The organism is Aestuariimicrobium sp. Y1814 (genome assembly GCF_050113895.1).
GTDB lineage: Bacteria > Actinomycetota > Actinomycetes > Propionibacteriales > Propionibacteriaceae > Aestuariimicrobium.
Genome location: NZ_JBNJRW010000007.1, coordinates 1 through 20,305, shown reverse-complemented (window position 1 = coordinate 20,305; position 20,305 = coordinate 1). Strand labels below are relative to the sequence as shown.

19 protein-coding genes and 1 tRNA gene are annotated in these 20,305 nt (G+C 68.4%); 9 read left to right on the top strand and 11 right to left on the bottom strand.

Features of this window, described 5'->3' with window-relative positions; translation table 11 throughout:
• The first annotated feature begins 32 nt into the window (after positions 1–32).
• On the top strand, positions 33–692 hold the full coding sequence (locus ACQE3C_RS09410) for a tRNA adenosine deaminase-associated protein (protein ID WP_434538932.1): 660 nt from the start codon (positions 33–35) through the stop codon (positions 690–692).
• A 17-nt stretch (positions 693–709) separates the two neighbouring features.
• Entirely contained in the window at positions 710–1,141 is a 432-nt protein-coding gene (locus ACQE3C_RS09405) for a nucleoside deaminase (RefSeq protein ID WP_434538931.1), read from the top strand.
• A gap of 33 nt (positions 1,142–1,174) precedes the next feature.
• Here ACQE3C_RS09405 and ACQE3C_RS09400 read toward each other — a convergent pair.
• From ACQE3C_RS09400 to ACQE3C_RS09390, 3 genes are all read right to left on the bottom strand, one after another.
• A tRNA-Ser gene (locus ACQE3C_RS09400) sits at positions 1,175–1,262 on the bottom strand.
• Between the two features lie 54 nt (positions 1,263–1,316).
• Entirely contained in the window at positions 1,317–1,874 is a 558-nt protein-coding gene (locus ACQE3C_RS09395; protein WP_434538930.1) for a LytR C-terminal domain-containing protein, read from the bottom strand.
• Between the two features lie 18 nt (positions 1,875–1,892).
• On the bottom strand, positions 1,893–2,186 hold the full coding sequence (locus tag ACQE3C_RS09390; protein WP_434538929.1) for a type II toxin-antitoxin system VapB family antitoxin: 294 nt from the start codon (positions 2,184–2,186) through the stop codon (positions 1,893–1,895).
• 78 nt (positions 2,187–2,264) lie between these two features.
• Between ACQE3C_RS09390 and ACQE3C_RS09385 the strand changes: the two genes are divergently transcribed.
• The gene (locus ACQE3C_RS09385; protein WP_434538928.1) at positions 2,265–3,815 is read left to right on the top strand and encodes a helicase HerA-like domain-containing protein; all 1,551 of its coding nucleotides are present in this window, start codon (positions 2,265–2,267) and stop codon (positions 3,813–3,815) included.
• A gap of 25 nt (positions 3,816–3,840) precedes the next feature.
• On the opposite strand, the gene ACQE3C_RS09380 is transcribed toward ACQE3C_RS09385, so the two are convergent.
• The 5 genes from ACQE3C_RS09380 to ACQE3C_RS09360 form a co-directional block, all read right to left on the bottom strand.
• On the bottom strand, positions 3,841–4,746 hold the full coding sequence (locus ACQE3C_RS09380; protein WP_434538927.1) for a carbohydrate ABC transporter permease: 906 nt from the start codon (positions 4,744–4,746) through the stop codon (positions 3,841–3,843).
• Positions 4,743–5,744 carry a carbohydrate ABC transporter permease gene (locus ACQE3C_RS09375; RefSeq protein WP_434538926.1) on the bottom strand — a complete coding sequence of 334 codons (1,002 nt, stop codon included), beginning with the start codon at positions 5,742–5,744 and terminating at the stop codon, positions 4,743–4,745. The genes ACQE3C_RS09380 and ACQE3C_RS09375 overlap by 4 nt, the downstream gene beginning before the upstream one ends.
• Before the next feature lie 114 nt (positions 5,745–5,858).
• On the bottom strand, positions 5,859–7,256 hold the full coding sequence (gene ngcE, locus ACQE3C_RS09370; RefSeq protein ID WP_434538925.1) for an N-acetylglucosamine/diacetylchitobiose ABC transporter substrate-binding protein: 1,398 nt from the start codon (positions 7,254–7,256) through the stop codon (positions 5,859–5,861).
• 226 nt (positions 7,257–7,482) lie between these two features.
• Positions 7,483–8,514: an LLM class flavin-dependent oxidoreductase gene (locus ACQE3C_RS09365; RefSeq protein WP_434538924.1), complete on the bottom strand. Its 1,032-nt coding sequence runs from the start codon at positions 8,512–8,514 to the stop codon at positions 7,483–7,485.
• A gap of 14 nt (positions 8,515–8,528) precedes the next feature.
• Positions 8,529–9,284 carry a sugar isomerase domain-containing protein gene (locus ACQE3C_RS09360; protein ID WP_434538923.1) on the bottom strand — a complete coding sequence of 252 codons (756 nt, stop codon included), beginning with the start codon at positions 9,282–9,284 and terminating at the stop codon, positions 8,529–8,531.
• 74 nt (positions 9,285–9,358) lie between these two features.
• Here ACQE3C_RS09360 and ACQE3C_RS09355 point away from each other — a divergent pair, with 74 nt between their 5' ends.
• The 4 genes from ACQE3C_RS09355 to ACQE3C_RS09340 all read left to right on the top strand — a co-directional run bounded on the left by ACQE3C_RS09355 (position 9,359) and on the right by ACQE3C_RS09340 (position 12,923).
• The gene (locus tag ACQE3C_RS09355; RefSeq protein WP_434538922.1) at positions 9,359–10,339 is read left to right on the top strand and encodes an N-acetylglucosamine kinase; all 981 of its coding nucleotides are present in this window, start codon (positions 9,359–9,361) and stop codon (positions 10,337–10,339) included.
• Between the two features lie 122 nt (positions 10,340–10,461).
• On the top strand, positions 10,462–11,487 hold the full coding sequence (locus ACQE3C_RS09350; RefSeq protein WP_434538921.1) for an NAD(P)-dependent alcohol dehydrogenase: 1,026 nt from the start codon (positions 10,462–10,464) through the stop codon (positions 11,485–11,487).
• A 141-nt stretch (positions 11,488–11,628) separates the two neighbouring features.
• Positions 11,629–12,267 carry an EcsC family protein gene (locus tag ACQE3C_RS09345; protein WP_434538920.1) on the top strand — a complete coding sequence of 213 codons (639 nt, stop codon included), beginning with the start codon at positions 11,629–11,631 and terminating at the stop codon, positions 12,265–12,267.
• Entirely contained in the window at positions 12,264–12,923 is a 660-nt protein-coding gene (locus ACQE3C_RS09340; protein WP_434538919.1) for an HAD family hydrolase, read from the top strand. The genes ACQE3C_RS09345 and ACQE3C_RS09340 overlap by 4 nt, the downstream gene beginning before the upstream one ends.
• Here the strand turns inward: ACQE3C_RS09340 and ACQE3C_RS09335 are convergent.
• Positions 12,920–15,346, bottom strand: a complete 2,427-nt coding sequence (locus ACQE3C_RS09335) for a hypothetical protein (protein WP_434538918.1) — start codon at positions 15,344–15,346, stop codon at positions 12,920–12,922. The two genes, ACQE3C_RS09340 and ACQE3C_RS09335, sit on opposite strands and share 4 nt — an antisense overlap.
• Before the next feature lie 73 nt (positions 15,347–15,419).
• On the opposite strand from ACQE3C_RS09335, the gene ACQE3C_RS09330 reads away from it, so the two are divergent.
• Positions 15,420–16,508, top strand: a complete 1,089-nt coding sequence (locus ACQE3C_RS09330) for a substrate-binding domain-containing protein (RefSeq protein WP_434538917.1) — start codon at positions 15,420–15,422, stop codon at positions 16,506–16,508.
• Here the strand turns inward: ACQE3C_RS09330 and ACQE3C_RS09325 are convergent.
• The gene (locus ACQE3C_RS09325; protein ID WP_434538916.1) at positions 16,505–17,200 is read right to left on the bottom strand and encodes a glycerophosphodiester phosphodiesterase family protein; all 696 of its coding nucleotides are present in this window, start codon (positions 17,198–17,200) and stop codon (positions 16,505–16,507) included. The genes ACQE3C_RS09330 and ACQE3C_RS09325 overlap by 4 nt on opposite strands.
• A 103-nt stretch (positions 17,201–17,303) precedes the next feature.
• Here ACQE3C_RS09325 and ACQE3C_RS09320 point away from each other — a divergent pair, with 103 nt between their 5' ends.
• Positions 17,304–18,830, top strand: a complete 1,527-nt coding sequence (locus ACQE3C_RS09320; RefSeq protein ID WP_434538915.1) for a xylulokinase — start codon at positions 17,304–17,306, stop codon at positions 18,828–18,830.
• A gap of 10 nt (positions 18,831–18,840) precedes the next feature.
• Here the strand turns inward: ACQE3C_RS09320 and ACQE3C_RS09315 are convergent, their stop codons facing one another.
• Positions 18,841–20,058 (bottom strand): IS110 family transposase, encoded by a 1,218-nt coding sequence (locus ACQE3C_RS09315; RefSeq protein WP_434537930.1) that lies wholly within the window; start codon positions 20,056–20,058, stop codon positions 18,841–18,843.
• Between the last annotated feature and the right edge of the window lie 247 nt (positions 20,059–20,305).

Below are 20,305 nucleotides of genomic sequence, written 5' to 3'. Positions count from 1 at the left end.
GCTGGAGGCCCCCGCCCGTGAAGGAGGACGTGATGGCCGGCGAAGACATCGAGAGCATCGACGCCCGGGACGCGCGGGACAACGACTCCCTGCTGGCTGACGACGACATCATCGGCTTCGACGAGGACGAGGACGATGTCGACGAGGACGACCTCGACGACGATTCCGACGAGGATGACGACGACGAGGACGATGACTTCATCGAGGACGCCTCCGACGAGGACATCGACCTGGTCATGGCCGCCTACCGCGAAGACGGGGAGGCCGTCGTCCAGAGCCTGTCGAACGAGTTGGCCAACGACCTCGACGAACTGATCAACCAGCTGCGCCGCCTGCCCGGCGACAGCGGAGCGATCGGCGCGGTCTCGATCGCGGGTGAGTTCTTCGTCCTCGTGCGGGTGCGCGGGCGCAACGTCGAGGTGCTGCTCAGCGACTCCTTCTCGGCCAACGACTGGCCCATCGCCCGCGACGTGGCCGACTTCCTGGGGGTCGATGCCCCCGAGGACGAGGACGACTCCGAAGCACTGGGTGACCTGGAGATCTTCGCCGACCTCGGCCTGTCGGAGATGGACCTCGAGTCCCTTGCCGACGACACCGACGAGGCCGACGCCGACGAGATCGTCGCCGAGATCTTCGACCGGCTGAAGTTCGGGGCGCAGTTCAAGCGTGCCCTGGCGGGGCGCGACCACTGAGTCGCTGGGACGCGGCCATGCTGGCCGCCGTCGAGGTGGCGCGCTGGGCCCCCGCGCACGGTGACGTCCCGATCGGGGCCGTGGTGCTCGACCCCGAGGGCCAGGTCATCGCCAGCGCCTGCAACGAGCGCGAACTCACCGGTGACCCGACCGCCCACGCCGAAGTGCTGGCGCTGCGTCGTGCCGCCGACGTCCTCGGCACCTGGCGGCTCGAGGGCTGCACCCTGGTCGTCACCCTGGAGCCGTGCACCATGTGCGCCGGTGCGCTGGTGCTCAGCCGCGTCGAACGACTGGTCTTCGCCGCCTTCGACGAGAAGGCCGGGGCGGTGGCCTCGCTGTTCGACGTGGTCCGTGACCCACGGCTGAACCATCGTCCGCAGGTCGTCTCGGGCGTGGGCGGGGACGAACCGGCCGCCCTGCTGCGCGAGTTCTTCGCCGGGCACCGGTAAAGCAGAAGGCCCCGGTCTCCCGGGGCCTTCCTCTGGCGGTGACGGAGGGATTTGAACCCTCGGTGGCTTGCACCACACTCGCTTTCGAGGCGAGCTCTTTCGGCCGCTCAGACACGTCACCGCCGATCAGGCTATCGAATCGAGGCCCCTGAGCGCCAATCGGCGCCTGCGAAAGTCAGGACGACGGGGTCGCGGCGGGAGTGAGGCTGGGGGTCGGGGTCTGTGTCACCGGGGGCAGGCAGGGGTCATTGCTGACCTCGATCTGCCACGGCGAGGGGGTCTTGGTGTAGCCGGCGAACTGCGAGCCCACCAGGATGTCGACGATCCCGTCGGTGATGCCGTCCTCACGGATCTCGGCGCCAACGAGCTGGGCTGCGACCAGCTGCACCGCAGGGTCGTCCTTGCTCGACCCGACGATGATGGTCGTCTCGATCTTCTCCTCGGTGTTGTCGACCGCCTCCACGATGAACCCTCGGGCCTTCATGGTGCGTGACACGTTCGAGGCCAGCCCCTGGGTGCTGGAGCCGTTGAAGATGTTGACCTGGACCTTCTCACTCGACAGCACCGAACCGACGGCCTGCGGGGTGCACGAGGGGATCGGGATCGGCGGCGGCGGGGCGGTCACATTGCGGTATCCCCAACGGGCCCCGAAGTACAGCAGCGCCAACAGCAGGAGAAGCGTGATCGGGGTCCCCAACGTCCGCAGGGCCCGTCGCCACTCAACACCTTCCACCGGCATGCTCCTGTTCGCTCAGCGCAGTTCGAGCACGCGGGCGTGCATGGTCTGGCGCTGCTGCAGGGCCGCGCGCAGGGCGCGGTGAAGTCCGTCCTCGAGGTACAGGTCGCCGCGGTAGGACACCACGTGGGCGAACAGGTCACCGTAGAAGGTCGAATCGTCCTCGAGCAGGGCCTCCAGGTCGAGGGTGCGCTTGGTGGTCACCAACTCGTCCAACCGCACCTGGTGGGGGGCGATCGCAGCCCACTGCTTCTGCACGTACCCATGGTCAGGGTACGGACGCGTATCGCCGACTCGCTTGAAGATCACCCTTGGAGCTTACCCAACCAAACCGCGACCGGTCATGTGAAACGGCTGTCGTTGCCGGGTTGTGACACGCTGGTGGCCATGAGCGAGCAGATCACCCGGGGCTACACCTTCGACGGCCCCTCCATCGACCTCGGCGTCCTGCTGCATGACGAGCAGCCCGTGCCCCGCACCCCGGTGCCCGGCACGCGGATCGGCCTGCCGGTCGCGATGCTGAACCGGCACGGCCTGGTCTGTGGGGCGACCGGCACCGGCAAGACCAAGACGCTGCAGGTGATGGCCGAGCAGATCTCGGCGGCCGGTGTGCCGGTGTTCGCGGCCGACATCAAGGGTGACCTGTCCGGGCTCGCCTCGCCGGGTGCCCCGAACGAGAAGCTGCTGCAGCGCACCGCCTCCATCGGGCAGGACTGGCAGCCCCGCGCCACCCCGGTCGAGTTCTTCGCCCTCGGCGGTGAGGGCCTCGGCGTGCCGCTGCGGGCCACCATCAGCGCCTTCGGCCCGCTGCTGCTGTCGAAGGTGATGGACCTCAACGACACCCAGGAGTCCACCCTCAGCCTGGTCTTCCACTTCTCCGACAATGCCGGCCTGCCGCTGCTCGACCTGGCCGACCTGCGCTCGGTCCTGCAGTACCTGACCAGCGACGAGGGCAAGGACCAGCTGAAGAACCTCGGCGGGGTCTCCAAGGCCACCGTCGGGGTGATTCTGCGCAAGCTGGTCGAACTCGAACAGCAGGGCGCCGACAAGTTCTTCGGCGAGCCCGAGTTCGACACCGCCGACCTGATGCGGGTGATGCCCGACGGCCGCGGCGTCATCTCGCTGCTGGAACTGCCGAACCTGCACGACCGCCCGGCGCTGTTTTCGACCTTCCTGATGTGGCTGCTGGCCGACCTGTTCTCGGAGCTGCCCGAGGTCGGCGACGTCGACAAGCCAAAGCTGGTCTTCTTCTTCGACGAGGCGCACCTGCTGTTCAAGGACGCCTCCAAGGCCTTCCTCGAGTCGATTGCCCAGACCGTCCGGCTGATCCGTTCCAAGGGGGTCGGCGTCTTCTTCGTCACCCAGACCCCCACCGACGTCCCGGACGAGGTGCTGGCCCAGCTGGGCTCGCGCGTGCAGCACCAGCTGCGCGCCCACACCCCCAAGGACGCCAAGGCCCTCAAGGCCACCGTGGCGACCTTCCCGATCACCAGCTACAACCTGGCCGAAATGCTGCAGGGACTCGGCACCGGTGAGGCCGTCATCACCGTGATGGACCCCGACGGCGCCCCCACCCCGGTGGCCCCGACACGCATCCTGGCCCCCGAGACCCTGATGGCCCCGACCCCGGCCGACGTGCTGGAGCCGGGCATCCGCGGCTCAGCGCTGATGGCCCGCTATGGGCAGTCGATCGACCGTGATTCGGCCCACGAGATGCTCACCCGCAAGCTGGAGGAGGGGGCTCGCCGCGCTGAGGCCGAAGCCGCCGAGAAGGCCGCCCAGAAGACCGCCCCGAAGCCGACGCCCAGGACTCGCGCCCCGAAACCTGAACCCACGGTGATCGAGCAGGTCACCAACTCGACTGTGTTCAAGCAAATGGCCCGCACCGCGAGCCGTGAGTTCGTCCGGTCAATCTTCGGTACCGGACGACGGCGCTAGGTGCGGGCCACGAGCAGGTGACGGCCTACTTCATCGTCCCCTGGCTGACCGAGCCCTGCAGCTGGCGCTGGAAGAGCACGTAGACCACCAGCACCGGCAGCACGGTGATCACCACGGCGGCGAACAGGGCGCCGAAGTTCACGTCATAGCCGGCGCTGGAGGCGAACCGGGCCAGGCCCTGGGACAGCACGTAGTTCGCCTCACTGGTGTTCAACGCCACCGGCAGCAGGAACTGGTTCCACAGGCCGAGGAAGTTGAAGATGGCCACCGAGGCCAGGCCGGGCTTGGCCATCGGCAGCATGATGCTGAAGAAGGTGCGCCAGTCACTGGCCCCGTCGATGGAGGCGGCCTCACTGATCTCGTAGGGCAGAGTCCGGAAGAAGGCGTAGAGGAAGAACACCGTGAATGGCAGCGCGAAGGCCACGTAGACCAGGGTCAACCCGGGCAGGGTGTTCAGCAGGCCGAAGCCCTGCAGGATGAAGAACAGCGGCACGATGGCCAGGAAGACCGGCACCATCAGGCCCGCGAGCAGCGCGAAGTAGATCAGTCGCGAGCCCGGGAAGGTGAACCGGGCCAGCACGTAGGCGCACATCGCGCCCAGCAGCATCACCAGGAAAAGGGCGGCGCCGACGACCAGCACCGTGTTGAAGAAGTACTTGCCGATGCCGGCCGTCTCCCACGCGCTGACGTAGTTGTCGAAGTTCAGCGAACTCGGCAGTGCGAAGGGGGAGGCGAAGATATCGCTGGTGGTCTTGAACGAGGTCATCAGCGTCCACAGCATGGGGGCGACGACGATGATCGACCACAGGATCAGCACGAAGTGGGCCACGGTGGCGAAGGCCTTGTCGCCGGCCGAGGTCTTGGGGGTGCGCACGGCAGGGGCATCGCTGCTCAGGGTGCCGACGGAACGGCCAGTGGTTGCAGTGCTCATGCCATCGTCACCTGGTCCTTGCCGCCGGTGAGTCGGTTCACCGTGAACACAATGGTCGCGAAGACGCCGGTCAGCAGGCCCATCACCACGCCCATGGCGCAGGCGACACCGAACTGGCTGCGTTCGAAGGCCGTGGTCATCAGGTACTGCGGCATGACCAGGGTCGAGTTGTCGGGGCCACCGAACGGGTTGAGGGCCATCATGTACACGTAGGCGTCCAGCGCCATGATGCCGAGGTAGATGTAGGCGGTCTGCACGTTCTCGCGGATGAGTGGCAACGTGATCGACCAGGCGGTGCGGAAGCGTCCGGCACCGTCGAGGCGGGCGGCTTCGTAGATCTCGCCGGGGATGCCCTTGATGGCGGCGATGAACAAGATCATGTAGAAGCCGATGAAGCCCCAGACCATGATGAACATGGTGACCGGCATGGCCGTGTCACGGTCGCCCAGCCAGGGGAAGCTCTGGAACTGCTCGAAGCCCAGCCCGGTGAGGATGCCGTTGACCAGGCCACCGCTGGGGTCGAAGATCTGGCCCCACATGATGCCGACCACGATGGCCGGGATGGCGTAGGGGAAGAACGAGATCACGCGGTAGAAGCCGGCGCCCTTGAGGCCCTTGACCTCGCCGACGCTGCGGCCGGCAACGGTGATCATGGTGGCCAGCGCCAGGGACAGCACCACGATGACCAGCGGCAGCACGATGGCCAGCAGCACGTTGTTGCGGAAGGCCTTGTGGAACAGCTCGTCGTTGAGCAGTCGCTGGTAGTTGTCAAGGCCCACGAAGTCCATGTTCGGCGAGAAGCCGCTCCAGTTCGTGAACGAGTAGCCCACGGCCTGGACGAACGGGGAGACCACGAAGATGGCGTAGAGGGCTAGCGGCAGGCCGAGGAAGACCACGAACAGGCTGACGCGGTCGAAGGTGAAGTTCTTGAAGGTCTTGCGCTTGGGCGGGGGTGTCGCCGCCTCGTGCTCCAGGACAACGGGGTTCAGCGTGGTCATCGATACCCTTCGCTGTTGAGGCGGCCGGGGTGCCGCCGCGGACGGGGAGCAGTGCCGCATACCGAACGTCCGTCGACACTTGTCGACGGACGTTCGGGCGGCACTACCGGGCAATCACTCGACGGTGATCTTCTTGATCGACGAGTCGTTCTTGACGCGGTCGCTGATCTTCTGCAGCTCGCTGGTGAGCGCCTTCGCGTCGGCGTCACCGGCCAGGAAGCTGTTCCACACGACCAGCTGTTCCTTGTTCAGGCCGTAGTAGGTGACGAAACGGATGCCGAAGGTGTTCGACCCGGCATCGCTGAGCATCTTGCTCTGCGACTGCAGGGCGCTGGAGCCGAAGCCGTCCTCGGGGATGGTGTCCTTGACGATGGTCGGCGCCAGACGGGTCTTGGCGAAGTTGGTCGCGGCCTCCTTCGACAGCATGGCGCGCAGCACCTCCTTGCCGCCGGCACGGTTCTTCGCCTGCGACGGGACGATGAAGCCCTCGCCGGCCTCGGCGCGCAGCGACTCGTAACCGAGTGCGGGGGAGTCGCTGAGGACCAGCTCGGGCATGCCGGTCATCTGGAAGCCCTCCTTGGTCTGGGACTTCATCTCGTTCTCGATCCAGGCGCCCGACGGGTAGATCAGGGCTTCCTGGGCGTTCGACCACTGGGCCTGGGCGGCGGTGAACTGCGTGCCGTTGCCGCCGGGCTTCATGTAGCCGTTCTTGACGATGGTCTCCAGGGCGGTGAACACGCCCTGCACGGCCGGGTGCGACCAGGCGTTGTCCTCGAGGTTCTCCAGGGCCAGACGAACCTCGTCGCCGCCCTCCTTGATCGCCGAGATCATGGCCGAGGTCTGGTAGTAGGTGGCAGCTTCCTTGCCCCAGAGCATGAGGAACTTGCCCTTTTCCTTGGCCTTGGCGCCGAGGTCGATGGCCTCTTCGTAGGTCTTGGGGGCGGTCCAGCCGTTTTCCTCGAACAGTGAGGCCGAGTACCACATGCCGTAGACCGACAGCACGTAGTTCAGCACGGCGAACTTGCCGTCGTAGGTGCCGGGAACCTTGACGCCCTCGAAGATGGTGTCCTTGATCGGGACACCCTCGTAGCTGTTGGAGTCGAGCAGGTCGTCGAGGGTCTCGAGCTGGTCGATGATCGAGCCGAAGCCGATGAAGCCGGCGCCGGAGTTGTCGATCAGGTCCGGCGGGTTGCCGCCGACGAAGCGGGGCTGCAGTTCCTGGGCGATCTGGGTGGAGGGCTTGACCTCGACTTTCACGTCGGGGAACTTCTTTTTCATCTCGGCGGCGGCGAAGTCGACGTAGTCGGTGCTGTAGCCACCGTCGAAGATGACGGCCTCGACCGAGGTGCCCCCGGCCAGGCCGAAGGGGTTGTCCTCGGAGGTGTCAGTGGTGCTGGCCTGGTCCGTCGGGGTGTTGCTGGACCCCCCAGCGCAAGCGGCCAGAGGTGCGATGGCGGCGGCTGCGACCGCGCCGCCCAGGACGCCGCGGCGACCGATCTTGGAATGCTGCATCAGTGCTCCTGTATGCGTTTGGGTGGGGGCACCGACCGTCAACCTCGAAGGCCGTTCCCACACGTGCTGTGTCAGGCACAGTAGTCCCGATCTGTGAGAAAACGCATACCCCAGCGCCCGAACAGCGGTGTTTCGTCACCAACCCGTGACTATGGTGCACAACCAGTGAGCGTTCGCTCACCGTGAGCGCAAATTCGAGGGCCTGCAGGCGGCTGGGTGAGCGAGCTCAGCGTTCCGCGAGCAGTTCCAGCACCCGCGGTTTCACCTGTTCGCCCAGCAGCTCGATTGAGCGCAGCGCCGCCTCGTGGGGCAGGGTGCCGTTGGAGTACTTGACGTCGATGCGCGACAGGCCCAGCCCGCGGACGACTGCAGCCATCTTCTGGGCCACCGTCTCCGGCCCTCCCACCAGCAGGTTGCCGCCCGGCTGCAGCGCGGCGTCGAAGGCCTCGCGGCTGTAGGCGCCCCAGCCGCGCTCGGCGCCCATCTTCAGCATCTGGTCGCGGTAGTGCGGGAACAGCAGGTCGGCGGCCTCGTCATCGGTCTCGGCGACGAAACCGTGCAGGTGGGCGGCCACCGGCAGCTCGGGTTGTTCGAGCTGGGCCAGCGCACGCCGGTAGAGGTCGGCCAGCGGCTTGAACCGCATCGGCTCGCCCCCGATGATCGCCAGCATCAGGCCCAACCCGTGCTGGGCGGCGCGCACCACCGACTGCGGGGTGCCGCCCACCCCCACCCAGGTGGTGATCGGCGTCTCGGCCCGTGGGAAGACCTCCTGGTCCTCCAACCCGGCCCGGGTCTGCCCCGACCAGGTCACCGGTTGGCCGTCCAGCAGTTCAGCCAGCAGGTCGAGCCGCTCACTGAACAGCACCTCGTAGTCGCGCAGATCATGGCCGAACAGCGGGAAGGACTCGATGAACGAGCCGCGCCCCGCGATGATCTCGGCGCGGCCGTTCGACAGGGCCTGCACCGTCGAGAACCGCTGGTACACGCGGACGGGGTCGTCCGAACTGAGCACCGTCACCGCCGAGCCCAGCTTGATGCGCTCGGTGGTGGTGGCCAGGCCGGCCAGCACCACCTCGGGGGAGGAGATGGCGTAGTCCTCGCGGTGGTGTTCACCGACCCCGAAGAAGTCGAGGCCAACGCGGTCGGCGGCCTGCCCCTCGGCAAGCACGTTGCGGATCACCTGGGCGTGGGTGAGCAGCTCACCGTCGGGGGTAACCGTGACGTCCCCGAAGGTCTCGACACCGATCTCGACGCTCATGCAGGTGCTCCTGCTCAGCCGTCTGCCCGCAAGCGGCCCTCATACTGCTGCTTGAGTGCAGTGTTGTGGACATCGCCGCCGGGGACATTGGCCGAGATGTAGACCGGCGGGGTGATGCCGCGGGCCAGCAGCCGCTCGGAGATGCCCAGGGTCAGCAGCTGCGCAATGTAGGCGCCGGTGATCGAGCTGATCGCACCCATGGTCATGCCGTCGGTGACCTCCAGGGTGGAGTCACCGAAGGGGCCCAGGTTGTCGATGACGACATCGGCGAAGTCCTTGAGCCGCTTGCCGCTGGGGTGCTTGGGTTCGACCGCCTCGGTGTGCTCCAGGCTGGTCACCGCGACCAGCGGGTGGCCGTGCTGCTTGACCAGTTCGGCCACCCCGACGATCGAGCCGTTCACCCCCGAGTTCGAGATGATGATGAACGCGTCGCGGGGGTCGCGGGGGTGCTCGGCGAACAGGTCGGCGGCGACGTCGGGGTCGCGTTCCAGCCCGGCCCCGGTCAGCACGGACGCGTCACGGTCACCGAAGAGGACCAGGTTGCGCAGCGCCATTCGGGAGGTGGGGATCAGGCCACCGGCGCGCCCGGCGATCTCCATGGCGAAGGCTTCGGAGTGCCCGGTGCCGAAGGCGGTGATGACGCCACCGTTGGCGACGGCATCGGCCAACAGGTCGGCGGCCTCGGCGATCGGCCCGTCATGGGCGCTGCGGGTCAACAGGGGCAGGCGCCGGGTGACCTGTTCCTGGAAGAGATCAGCGGAAGTGGGCACGGGTTGGTTCCTTTCGTGGTGACCCGCCAGACTCTAATGGTCCACGCCATGGTGGTGGCGACCTAGGAGGAGTAATGGCAACCCCGCTGCGCACTGTGATCGGCGTCGACGCCGGCGGCACGGGCACCCGTGCGGTGCTGCTGGACCACACCGGACGCGCGCTCTCGCTGGCCCGCACCGGGCCCGGCAACCCCACCTCGGCGGGCCTCGACCTGGCCGTGACCAATATCGTCGCCGCCTGCACCGGCGCCTTCACCGCCGCCCCCGAACCCGTCGCGCAGCCGGACGTGATTGCGCTGTGCATGGCCGGGGTGATCGCCGCCGGCGGCCGGGTGCCCGAGGTCGAGGCCGCGCTGGTCGAGGCCGGCTTCGGGGCCACCGTGGCCTTCAAGGGTGACGTGCTCGCGGCCTACTTCTCGGCCACCGCCGACCCGGACGGTGCCGTGGTGATCGTCGGCACCGGTGCCACCGGCGCGCGCATCCGCGACGGTGAGTTCGAGGCGATGAGCGATGGGCTGGGCTGGTTGATCGGGGACGAGGGGTCCGGCTTCTGGATCGGCCAGCAGGTCGTGAGGGCAGTGTGCGCGGCCCTCGACGGGCGCGGGCCGGACACGGCCCTGGTCGATGCGTTGATGGGACTGATCGACATCGAACCCCAACTGTCCCAGCCGTGGCGGGACGAACGGCTGATGCGGATCCTGACCTGGGCCTACGCCCGGCGTCCGGTGGAACTGTCGGTGGCCGCGCGGCTGGTCACCGAGGTGGGTGACGACCCGGTCGCCGCCGGCATCGTCGCCGAGGCCGCCGCCAGGGTGGTCACCAACGTCGGTTCGGTGACCGGCGCCGACACCGACGGGCCGATCGTGCTGGGCGGCAGCGTGGTCGCTCCCGGCTCACCGGTCGGCCGGCTCGTGGCCGCCGAGCTCGGCGAGCGGGTGCGCCACGCCCGCGACGGCATCGCCGGGGCAGCGCTGGTGGCCCTGCGCGAACTGGGGGTGCGGGCCGATGCCGAGGTGCTGGCCCGCATCAGCACGGGGCTCGCCGCCCTGCCCTGAGCGCTGTTGTCACTGGATGAGAACTGGCTCTTCCCTGCTGCAGTGCCACGTCATAGCGTCGAAGCAACGCAACGCCAACGACGGCGCAACGCGGCGCCGTCGGGCACTGTCTAGGAGGACACATGCGCGCGGTACAGGTTGTTGGCTACCACCAGAACCTCGAAATGAAGGACATTCCCGAACCGGAACTCCAGGGCCCACTCGACGTCATCATCAAGATCGGTGCAGCGGGGGTCTGCCGCACCGACCTGCACATCCTCGAAGAACAATGGGCACCCAAGACCAACGTGCCCCTGCCGTACACGATCGGGCACGAGAACGCCGGTTGGGTGCACAAGGTCGGCGAGGCCGTCACCAACGTGAAGGTCGGCGACAAGGTGATCCTGCACCCGCTGCTGACCTGCGGTCAGTGCCGGGCGTGCCGCATCGGCGACGACGTGCACTGCGAGAACAACCAGTTCCCGGGCATCGACACCGACGGCGGCTACGCCGAATACCTGCGGACCTCGTCGCGCTGCTGCGTCAAGCTCGACGACTCGCTCGAGCCGGCCGACGTCGCGGCGCTGGCTGATGCCGGGCTGACGGCCCAGCATGCGGCCGCCAAGGCGTCCAAGCTGTTGCGCCCCGGTGACGTGTGCCTGGTCGTCGGCGCCGGTGGCCTGGGCCACATCGGCATCCAGGTGATGAAGGCCATGAGCAGCGCCACGCTGGTGGTGCTCGACCGCAACCCCGAGGCGCTCGAGCTGGCCAAGCAACTGGGCGCCGACCACGCGTTCCTGGCCGACGGCAGCCACATCGACAAGGTGCTCGAGCTCACGGGCGGTCACGGCGCGCAGGCCGTGCTCGACTTCGTGGGCGAGGGTGGCGCCACGGCCGAGAACGTGCGCATGCTGCGGCGCGCCGGGTTCTACTACGTGATCGGCTACGGCGAGAACATCAATGTGCCGACCATCGACATCATCTCGACCGAGATCAGCTTCATCGGCAACCTGGTGGGCTCCTACTCCGACCTGCAGGACCTGATGGCGCTGGCCGCGCAGGGCAAGGTGACGCTGCACACCCAGAAGTACGCCCTTGACGACTTCCAGCAGGCCATCGACGACCTCGACAACGGACGAGTGCGTGGGCGCGCCATCCTGATCCCCTGACCGTCGCGGTTTGCTCCCGGGAGTTGCGCTCAGGGAGGGAACCGACCCCGGATTCCTCCCTGAGCCTGCCCTGAACCTGCCTTGCGCCGGCACCGCTGGCTGGCAGGCTTGACCGGTACCCAACCCCCAGGAGTCACACCCATGGCAAAGCAGGAACCTTCCGAGGACGCGGTCACCAAGCTCGTCGCCCAGCTGCTCTCGGTCGGCATCGACGGACTGGGCCCGCTGCCCTCGGCCAGGAAGGTCGCCGACAAGGCACTGAAGAAGGCCAACGGCAATACCGACGCGGCGGTCAAGGCGATCATCGCTGAGCACACCCGGGCGGCCACCGTCGGTGGGTTTGTGACCGGCCTGGGCGGCTTCCTCGCCCTGCCGGTGGCGCTGCCGGTCAACGTGGTCGAGTTCTACCTCGTCGCCACCCACATGGTCGCCGCCGTCGCCCACCTGCGCGGCTATGACGTGAGCAAGCCCGAGGTGCGCGCCGCGGTGCTGCTGGTGCTGACCGGCGCCAAGGCCGACGAGGTGCTCAAGAAGGTCGGCCTCGGCGGTGCGCTGGGTGGTTCGATCACCCAGGTCGCGCTCAGCAAGCTGCCGGCCGCCGCGCTGATGGTGATCAACAAGGGCGTCGGTTTCCAGATCGTGAAGTCGTCCACCACCAAGCTGCTGCCCAAGCTCGGCAAGGGCATCCCCGTGGCCGGTGGTGTCATCGGCGGCGGGCTCGACGCCTGGATGATCGGCCGCATCGCCTCCCACGCCCGCAAGGAGTTCCCGAAGCGATGAGTGTCCTGTTCGTGGACCTGGACGGCACCCTGGCCGACCGGGACGATGCCGTGGCCCGCTGGGCGCGTGAGATCGTGGCCGAACGTGGCCTGGACCCCTCAGTGGTCGACCAGGTGCTCGCCGCCGACGGCCGGGGGCTTCGGCCCAAGCCCGAGGTGGCCGCCGACCTGGTCGGGGTGCTCGGCCTGTCCGAGCAGGAGTCGGCCACGATCATCGAGGTGCTGCGCGCCGGGGTGGTGCGCCATGTGCAGCTGGCCCCCGGGGTCGAGGACGCCCTGGCCCGTGCCCGGCAGGCCGGGTGGACCATCATCATCGTCACCAACGGTGCTACCCACCAACAGCAGGCCAAGCTCGACAAGCTCGGGGTGGTGCCCATGGTCGACGGGTACGTGATCTCGGAAGAGTGCGGGGTCGAGAAGCCCGACCCCGCCATCTTCGACCTGGCCCTGGCCACCGTGCCCGGCGCCGACCGACTGGGCGCCTGGCACATCGGTGACTCCGCCGAGGCCGACATCCAGGGCGCCCACAACGCCGGCATCAACTCGGTCTACCTGCGCCACGGGCGCGACTGGACGCCGGGCATCCCGGCCCCCACCGCCTTCGCCGACAGCTTCAGCGAGGCCGTGGACACGGTGCTGACCAGCAGCGCTGGCTAGCCCTGGAACGTCGCCAGGTTGTCCAGGTCGTAGGGCTGGCCGGCGACGGTGATGGTCGTCCCCGACAGGGTGGCGACCGGCTCGGTGCCCCGGCCCAGCGCCAACAGCACCCGGAAGGTGGTCGCGGTGGTGTTGGCTGCCTGGAGCACCATGCCGGCCACCTGTCCCCGGTTGATGTAGAGCACCTGCCCGGCGCTGGGGATCACCCAGCCCTTCAGCCACCCACCCTCACGACGGTAGGCGAAGGTCTCCAGACCCGACTCGGAGGCCAGCCGCTGCCGGGTCACCCCCGGGCCGATCGGCAGCTGCCAGGTCCATTCGTGCGCCGCGGTGTCACTGAACTCGTCGCGGATCGCCAGCACGGTCGCGACCTGCCCACGCGGGCGCATGTCGATCACCATCGAGCGTCGGGCGGTGACGACCTGGTAGTTCTCACCGGCGTCGAGTTCGACGTGACCGCCGCCCTGCCCGTCGAAGCCGCGCGAGGCGATCGTGCGCCCTCGTCCGGTTACCGGCTCGGCGAGGCCGTCCACCAGTGGCTTCGACAACCGCCAGGGGTTCCCCGGCCGCTCACCCATCACCGTCCAGCGTGAGCCCATGCCCAGGATGGGCAGGCCCCAGGTCTCCTTCGCCTCCCACCCGCGTTCGATGGTGTTCCGGTTGAAGGTGGCGACCAGGACATCGTCGGCGTCCTGGTGGCGGTTGCGGAAGAAGAACGCGCCGACCTCGTCGTCCAGCAGGGCACGCGTCGTGTCAGGTCGACTGTCGGGGTCCTGCCCGGTGGCGGTGAAGGGGTAGTGCAGCAGCGTGTTCTCCCGCCCCAGTTCGGTGCCGAAGTCCTGAATGGACGACCCCTTGCCGCTGACATGGTCGTAGGCCCACCTCGCCACACCGGCCTCACCGGCGGTGGCCAGGGTGAGCCCCTGCGCCATGAACTCCCCGGCGAACTGGTGGGACGAACTCAGCCCGGAGTCCACCCCGAACTGGGTCCGGTGCCCGCCCGTGACGCTCGACTGGGTGCGCAGGCACAGGTTCAACCACTCGTGGCGGGCCAGTTCGTCCTCGAGCACCGGGTTGCCGGCCCCGCGCAGGGCGGCGACCGCCGTGGTGATCTCCCGCATGGGGTAGATGAAGTAGGCCAGTCCCTCCTGGGTGTAGCCGTTGCTCGCGTACCCGTCGGCGATGTGGCTGTTGAGTTCGTCCAGCGCGAGGGCGGTGCGGTGCAGGTCGTCGACGTAGCCCGGGGTGCGCAGCAGCGCCATCCTCACCAGTACCTCGCCGCTGCGCGTGATGCCCACCCAGTTGGACGACTTCGTCTCGCGCACGTCATTGATGTAGTGCGTGGCAGTCCAGATCGCCGCGATCCGGTTGAGCACCTGCCGCGCCGACTCCTGCTGGGCCGGCGTCCAGGCGTCATGGGCCCAGTCATGGGCCAGTGCCAGCCGAGTGGAGAATGACCCGAGGTAGAGCGGCTGGTCAGCCGCACCGAAGTAGATGAGCCGGCCCGCCTCCATGAAGAAGTCGTAGGCCAACTGGGCCATGGCGGCGTCGTCGGTCAGCTGCCAGGCCAGCGCAGCATGCGAGGCCTTCACGGCGGCGATTCGCTGGGGTCCGACGGCGGGTCCGTAGGTCCACTGCGCGGCGGGCCTGGCGATGTCGTCGCGCAGCCGGGCGAAGGTGAGCGCTGCGGTGCTGCCCGCGCGGGCCAGCTCGGTGCGTAGTTCCTGGCGACGGGCGGCACTGAGCAGCAAGCGGCTGCTGGGTTCGAGCACCGGCAGGGTGACGGTGTGCTGCCCGGCGACGACCTCCACCGTGTCGATCTTCTTGCTCTGGCCGCGGTTGACCCGCAGGCTGCCGCTGCCGGTGAACCGGCCTTGCTGGCGGCCACCCCCGTTGACGGTGACGGTGCCCGTGGCCCCCGGGGCCAGCCGCCAGTTCACCACCACCGACTCCTCGAGGTCGCGGTAGGCCCAGGCCACCAGCGGCAGGCGCTGTTCGTCGATGCGCTCAGCGGTGGTGATGCTGACCGGGGCGCTGGTCGCCAGCACCTTGTCGTGGGCGTCGCGCACCACCACGATGTAGGTGTTCAGCGTGTGCGCGGCCGACCGGAAGTCACCGAAGGCGGGGTTGGTGCCCAGCCCGAGCACCCCGATCCGCGCCAGCGCCAGGTCGGGGCGCAGGGCCGCCGACCCCGGCTCCTTGGGGGCGGTGCGGTGCACGGTGTACCAGCGCGCTGCGGGGTCGATGGACTCGGGCCAGGTCAGCTCGACCTGCCCCAGGTGGCTCAAGGTGGCGTACACGGTGAACCCGTCGCGGGCCTCGGCCCCGGCCATTGAGGCACCCAAGGGGGTGGCTGCCAGCACCAGCCCGGCTCCCAGGCCACCCAGGACAGTGCGTCGGTTGAGGTCAGGTGAGTCGATCATGGTCGTACCTTCCGCTGCGATGCGTATGATTGCCTCAATCAACCCCTCCAAGAGGAGAGGATTCAAGACTCAATTGGAATCGAAGCCGTTGAAGTACCAGCGCCTGGCCGACGACCTGCGCCGGGACATCCTCGCGTCGGTCTGGGTGCAGGGCGCCAAGCTGCCCACCGACGACGAGTTGCAGCGCGAGCGCGGGGTGGCGCTGTCCACCGTGCGGCGCGCCTATGACGTGCTGGTGGCTGAGGGGCTGGTCGAGCGGCGGCAGGGGGCCGGCACCTTCGTCGCAACCAGGGCCGCGCCGGGAGCTGGGGGATCGGTCACCATCGGGGTGTTGGTGCCCACCACGCAGCTCTATTACGGTCAGGTGATGCAGGGCATCGAGGCCCAACTCAGCATGGGTCGGGCGGGGTTGAGGTTCGCCACTTACCAGTACGACTCGGCCGAGGAGGACCGGCGCATCGCCGACCTGTTGGCAGCCGGGGTCGACGCGCTGATTGTCGTGCCGACCTTGACCACCGGCGACCCGCGGGCGCGCATCGCGGCGCTGCGCGCCCTGCCCGTGCCCGTCGTGCTGATGGAGCGCCAACCGCCGCGCGACGACCCCGGTGAGGCGAGTGAGTTCGTCTGCTCCGACCATGCCGGTGGCGCCTTCGATGCGGTGCAACACCTGGCCGGGCTGGGCCACCGACGCATCGCCATGCTCGGACGCGGCGACGCCGCCACCTGCGCGGGCGTCCGCGCCGGGTACCGCGCCGCCCTGCAGCAGTCGGCCGAGCGCCTCGACGGCATCGAGATCGTCCACGCCAATGACGAGTGGCCAAGGCGCATCGACCGGGCGCTGGCCGAGCTGGGGGAGGCCGGCTGCACGGCGGCCCTGGTCTTCGGTGACCGTGAGGCCACCCTGCTGCTGCATGCAGCTGCCCGGGCCGGCCTCAGCGTTCCCGGCGACCTGGCCGTGGTCTCCTATGACGACGAGTTCGCCGACCTCGCACCGGTGCCGTTGACTGCGGTCGCGCCACCCAAGCACCGCCTGGGCCAGGTCGCGGCCCGGTTGGCGCTGCAACGCCTGCAGGAGGGTGACAACGGGCCCCTCGAACAGGTGCTGCTGCGGCCCCGGCTCGTGGTGCGCGACAGCTGTGGGGCCATCAGCAGGATCCGTTAGCGGCCCAGGACTTCGCGGGCGACCAGCGGTTGGTTGGTGATCACGGCGTCGACACCGAAGCCGATCATGGTGCGCAGGGTGTCGGGGTCGTCCACGGTCCACGGGTGCACGGCCAGGCCGGCCTCGTGGGCGGCGCTGACCTCGTCCGCGTCGATGCTCAGGTGCAGCGGGTGCAGGGCGGTGGCGCCGAAGGAACGGGCGTACTCCCAGGAGCGGACCAGTCGCTCGACGTACAGCACGCCCAGCCCGGCGCTCGTGCCCGAGGCTGCCAGCGTCGCCAGTGAGCGGTGGTTGAACGAGGAGTAGATGATCCGCTCGCGGGTCTGGTTCGCCAACCGGGACCCGGCCAGGGTGGCCTCGGCGGCCGCCTCCAGTCCCGGGTAGTCGACCAGTGAGTTCTTCAGTTCGACGTTGACCCGCAGCTCGGAGTCGGCGACCAGGTCGTAGACCTCGGCCAGGGTGGGAATGTTGTACTGCTGCAGTTGGGCCAGCGTCATCGCGGCGATGGGCCCGGTTCCGTCGGTGGTGCGGTCAATGGTTTCGTCGTGGCAGACGACAACGACGCCGTCAGCGCTGAGTTGGACATCCAGTTCGATGGCGTCGGCGCCCTGCCGGATCGCCAGGTCGAAGGCTTCGAGAGTGTTTTCGGGGGCTTCGGCTGATGAGCCACGGTGGGCCCAGATCTGCGTCATGGCTTCACGCTACAGGCAGTCCCGCCCCACTGCTGACGCCCGGGCACCCCACAACTAAGCTGAGGTCCATCCATCACGGCGTAGCGGAACAAGGAGGTTTCTGATGTCGGACTCACCACTGGTCATTGCGGTCGACTCGTCCACCACCAGCACCAAGGCCATCATCGTTGACGAGACGGGCAAGGTGCTCGCCGAGGGGCGCGCCGAGGTGCCGATGAGCACCCCGAAGGTCGACTTCTACGAGCAGGACCCGCGCGAGTGGTGGCGCACCACCAACGCCGCCATCAGCGAGGCCGTCGCTGAGCTCTCCGGCACCAACCGGGCCCGGATCACCCACGTCAGCTGCACCATCCAGCGGCAGTCCTTCGCCCTGGTCGACCACTCGGGCCAGCCGCTGCGCCCCGGCATCCTGTGGCTCGACGGCCGCGCCGCCGAGCAGGTACGCCGCCTCGGCTCGGAGGAACTGCACGTGCTGTCCGGCTTCCAGCCCGACGTCACCCCCTCGTTCTACAAGCTCGCCTGGCTCAACGAGCACGAGCCCGAGACCATGGCGAAGGCCTCCAAGGTCGTCGGCGTGCACGCCTACCTGGTCTACGCGATGACCGGCAGGTGGATCGACTCGCGCGGCACCGCCGACAGCCTGGGCCTGTTCGACATGTCCCAGCAGGAGTTCAGCGACAAGCTGCTCGACCTGGTCGGCCTGCGCCGCGACCAGCTGCCCGAACTGGTCGACCCGATCAGCCAGATCGACGTGGTGCTGCCGAGCGTCAGCAAGGGCTGGGGCCTGTCCCAGGAGGTCACCCTGGTCGCCTCCTGTGGTGACGGCCAGGCCGCGGCCCTGGGTGCCGGTGCCATCGGCACCGACGAGGCCTACCTCAACATGGGCACCGCCCTGGTCGCTGGCGTCCACTCGCCGACCTATGAGCACGCGGGTGTGTTCCGCACCGACGCGGCCGGGCTGCCCGGCCAGTACGTGCTCGAGATCGTGCAGAACTCCGGCGCCTACCTGGCCGGCTGGTTCCGCGCCGAACTGGGTGACCCCAAGCTCGAGGGCAAGCCCGACCCGGCCCTGGAGGCCGCTGCGGCAGCCGTCCCCGCGGGGTGTGGTGGCCTGATCACCCTGCCCTACTGGAACGCGGTGCAGTCACCCCACTGGGACCCGATCGCCAAGGGTGCCATCATCGGCCTGGCCGGGGCGCACAACCGTGGCGTCATGTACCGCTCGGTGCTGGAGGGCATCAGCATCGAGATGGCCAGCAACCTCAAGGGCCTGCAGGAGACCACCGGCGTGCCGCTGACCACCATCCGCGTGGTCGGTGGTGGCCAGCGTTCCCCGCTGTGGCGCCAGATCATGACCGACGCCTGCGGGGTGGGCCTCACCGAGGTCAACCAGTCGGAGGTCTCGGCCATGGGTGCCGCGGTGATGGCGATGTCGGCCGCCGGGGTCCACGGGTCCACCGAGGAGGCCGCCAAGGCGATGGCCTCGCTGGGCTCGACCAGTGAGCCGAACATGGAGGTCCACGAGCGCTACAACGAGCTCGCGGAGATCCAGTCGCAGGTCTACCCGGCGCTGAACAACATCTTCGAAGCCCAGTACGAGTTCTCGAAGAAGTACCCGCTGAACGACTGAGAGCCCTATGTCAAGCAGCCTTCGTCAGGAGGCTGTTGAGTCGGCCGTGTAGGTCGGGGTTGTAGGGCGTGTGGTCGTGCCAGCAGCGCCACAGGATCCTGGTCCAGTTTTGGGCCAGGATTCTTGCTGCGTGGGGGTGTCGGCAGCCGCGGGCTCGGGCGCGGTCGTAGGTGTCGCGTGCCCAGGCGTTCGCGCGGGGCGTGTCTTGGGCCCAGTCGACCAGTGCTGCCCGGAGTTGTTTGTTGCAGCCGCGTCGGTAGGCGACGTTGAGGTGCTTGCCGGACTGCCTGGTCGATGGTGCGACGCCGGCGGCTGCGGCGAGTGCTGGGGGGTCGGGGAACCTGGCCCGGCAGTCGCCGATCTCGGCCAGCAGGGTGGCTGCGCGGACGGTCCCGGCGCGGGGCAGGGACTGGAAGATCGGGCCGTCGGGGTGAGCCAGGAGTGCTTCCTTGATCCGGGCCTCGAGCCGGGCTTGTTCATCACGCAGGGTGGCGAGCAGATCAACGAGGGTCAGCACGATGACCTCGCTGGCTTCGGCTGCCGCGCCGCTGACGCGGCCGGTCGCAGCTTCGTGCAGGTGGTCGACCAGCCGGGTCGGGGTGTGGCGGCCGCAGTATGCGTTGGCCTTGAGCCAGTGCGCCATCCGCAGCTCGCTGAGCCAGGCTGCTTTGGCTTCGCTGGGGAATCGGCGCAGGAACGCCAGGCTGATGGGGATGTCGAGCTGGCTGAACAGGCCGATCGCGCCGGGGAAGTTGTGCTGCAGCACTGCGAGCAGTTGGTTGTGCACGGCGATCCGGTGATCGATCAGATCGTGGCGGGCGCGCACCAGCATCCGCAGCGCGATCGTCTGTTCGCTGTCTGGTTGCACGATCGCCCAGCGACCGGCGTCGGTGCGCAACGCGTCGGCCAGCACGAACGCGTCGAACCGGTCGTCCTTGTTCCCCGCGGAGCCGTAGCGGGCACGCAGTGACTTCACCTGCCGTGCACTGATCACGACGACTTCGAACCCGTCGCGGATCAGGTGCTCGACCACCGGTCCGTCGCCGCGCTCGATCCCGATCCGTTCCACGCCATGGCGACGCAGCAGGGTGGTGATCTTGGTCAACCCGGGCCGTGTGTGCGGCACGGTTGCTTCCTCGATGCGCTGTCCGTCGTCGTCGACGATGCACAGCGCGTGGTGCTGCCAGGACCAGTCGATCCCGGCGTAGGTGGGCGTAGCCTCAATCATGAGAGTGCTCCTTCCGTCAGCCCACGGATTCAGCACTCCGGTCCGGGACGTGACGGTCGGTCGCTCACTGAGGCGCTCCGGGACCTTGCCGGGTCCTTGGCGCATAGCCCTATGGCCGATCTGCGCGTCCCGGGCCACCGAGCCCTGCAACTCTCAGCCAGGTCGTCCCCGAAGGGCGACTCGCTCAGCCTGGCAGTGGCCCGATGGACCCGGGGTGCAGACAAGACGATTCGCCTCGTCCACCCCA

Excerpts from the sequence above, each read along its gene's own strand:
- ACQE3C_RS09375 (WP_434538926.1), bottom strand. The coding sequence starts at position 5,744 with ATGACCACGCTGAACCCCGTTGTCCTGGAGCACGAGGCGGCGACACCC.
- ACQE3C_RS09365 (WP_434538924.1), bottom strand. The coding sequence starts at position 8,514 with ATGAGCGTCGAGATCGGTGTCGAGACCTTCGGGGACGTCACGGTTACC.
- ACQE3C_RS09315 (WP_434537930.1), bottom strand. The coding sequence starts at position 20,058 with ATGATTGAGGCTACGCCCACCTACGCCGGGATCGACTGGTCCTGGCAG.
- ACQE3C_RS09410 (WP_434538932.1), top strand. The coding sequence starts at position 33 with ATGGCCGGCGAAGACATCGAGAGCATCGACGCCCGGGACGCGCGGGAC.
- ACQE3C_RS09320 (WP_434538915.1), top strand. The coding sequence starts at position 17,304 with ATGTCGGACTCACCACTGGTCATTGCGGTCGACTCGTCCACCACCAGC.
- ACQE3C_RS09340 (WP_434538919.1), top strand. The coding sequence starts at position 12,264 with ATGAGTGTCCTGTTCGTGGACCTGGACGGCACCCTGGCCGACCGGGAC.
- ACQE3C_RS09355 (WP_434538922.1), top strand. The coding sequence starts at position 9,359 with ATGGCAACCCCGCTGCGCACTGTGATCGGCGTCGACGCCGGCGGCACG.
- ACQE3C_RS09350 (WP_434538921.1), top strand. The coding sequence starts at position 10,462 with ATGCGCGCGGTACAGGTTGTTGGCTACCACCAGAACCTCGAAATGAAG.
- ACQE3C_RS09405 (WP_434538931.1), top strand. The coding sequence starts at position 710 with ATGCTGGCCGCCGTCGAGGTGGCGCGCTGGGCCCCCGCGCACGGTGAC.
- ACQE3C_RS09335 (WP_434538918.1), bottom strand. The coding sequence starts at position 15,346 with ATGATCGACTCACCTGACCTCAACCGACGCACTGTCCTGGGTGGCCTG.
- ngcE (WP_434538925.1), bottom strand. The coding sequence starts at position 7,256 with ATGCAGCATTCCAAGATCGGTCGCCGCGGCGTCCTGGGCGGCGCGGTC.
- ACQE3C_RS09325 (WP_434538916.1), bottom strand. The coding sequence starts at position 17,200 with ATGACGCAGATCTGGGCCCACCGTGGCTCATCAGCCGAAGCCCCCGAA.
- ACQE3C_RS09385 (WP_434538928.1), top strand. The coding sequence starts at position 2,265 with ATGAGCGAGCAGATCACCCGGGGCTACACCTTCGACGGCCCCTCCATC.
- ACQE3C_RS09380 (WP_434538927.1), bottom strand. The coding sequence starts at position 4,746 with ATGAGCACTGCAACCACTGGCCGTTCCGTCGGCACCCTGAGCAGCGAT.
- ACQE3C_RS09345 (WP_434538920.1), top strand. The coding sequence starts at position 11,629 with ATGGCAAAGCAGGAACCTTCCGAGGACGCGGTCACCAAGCTCGTCGCC.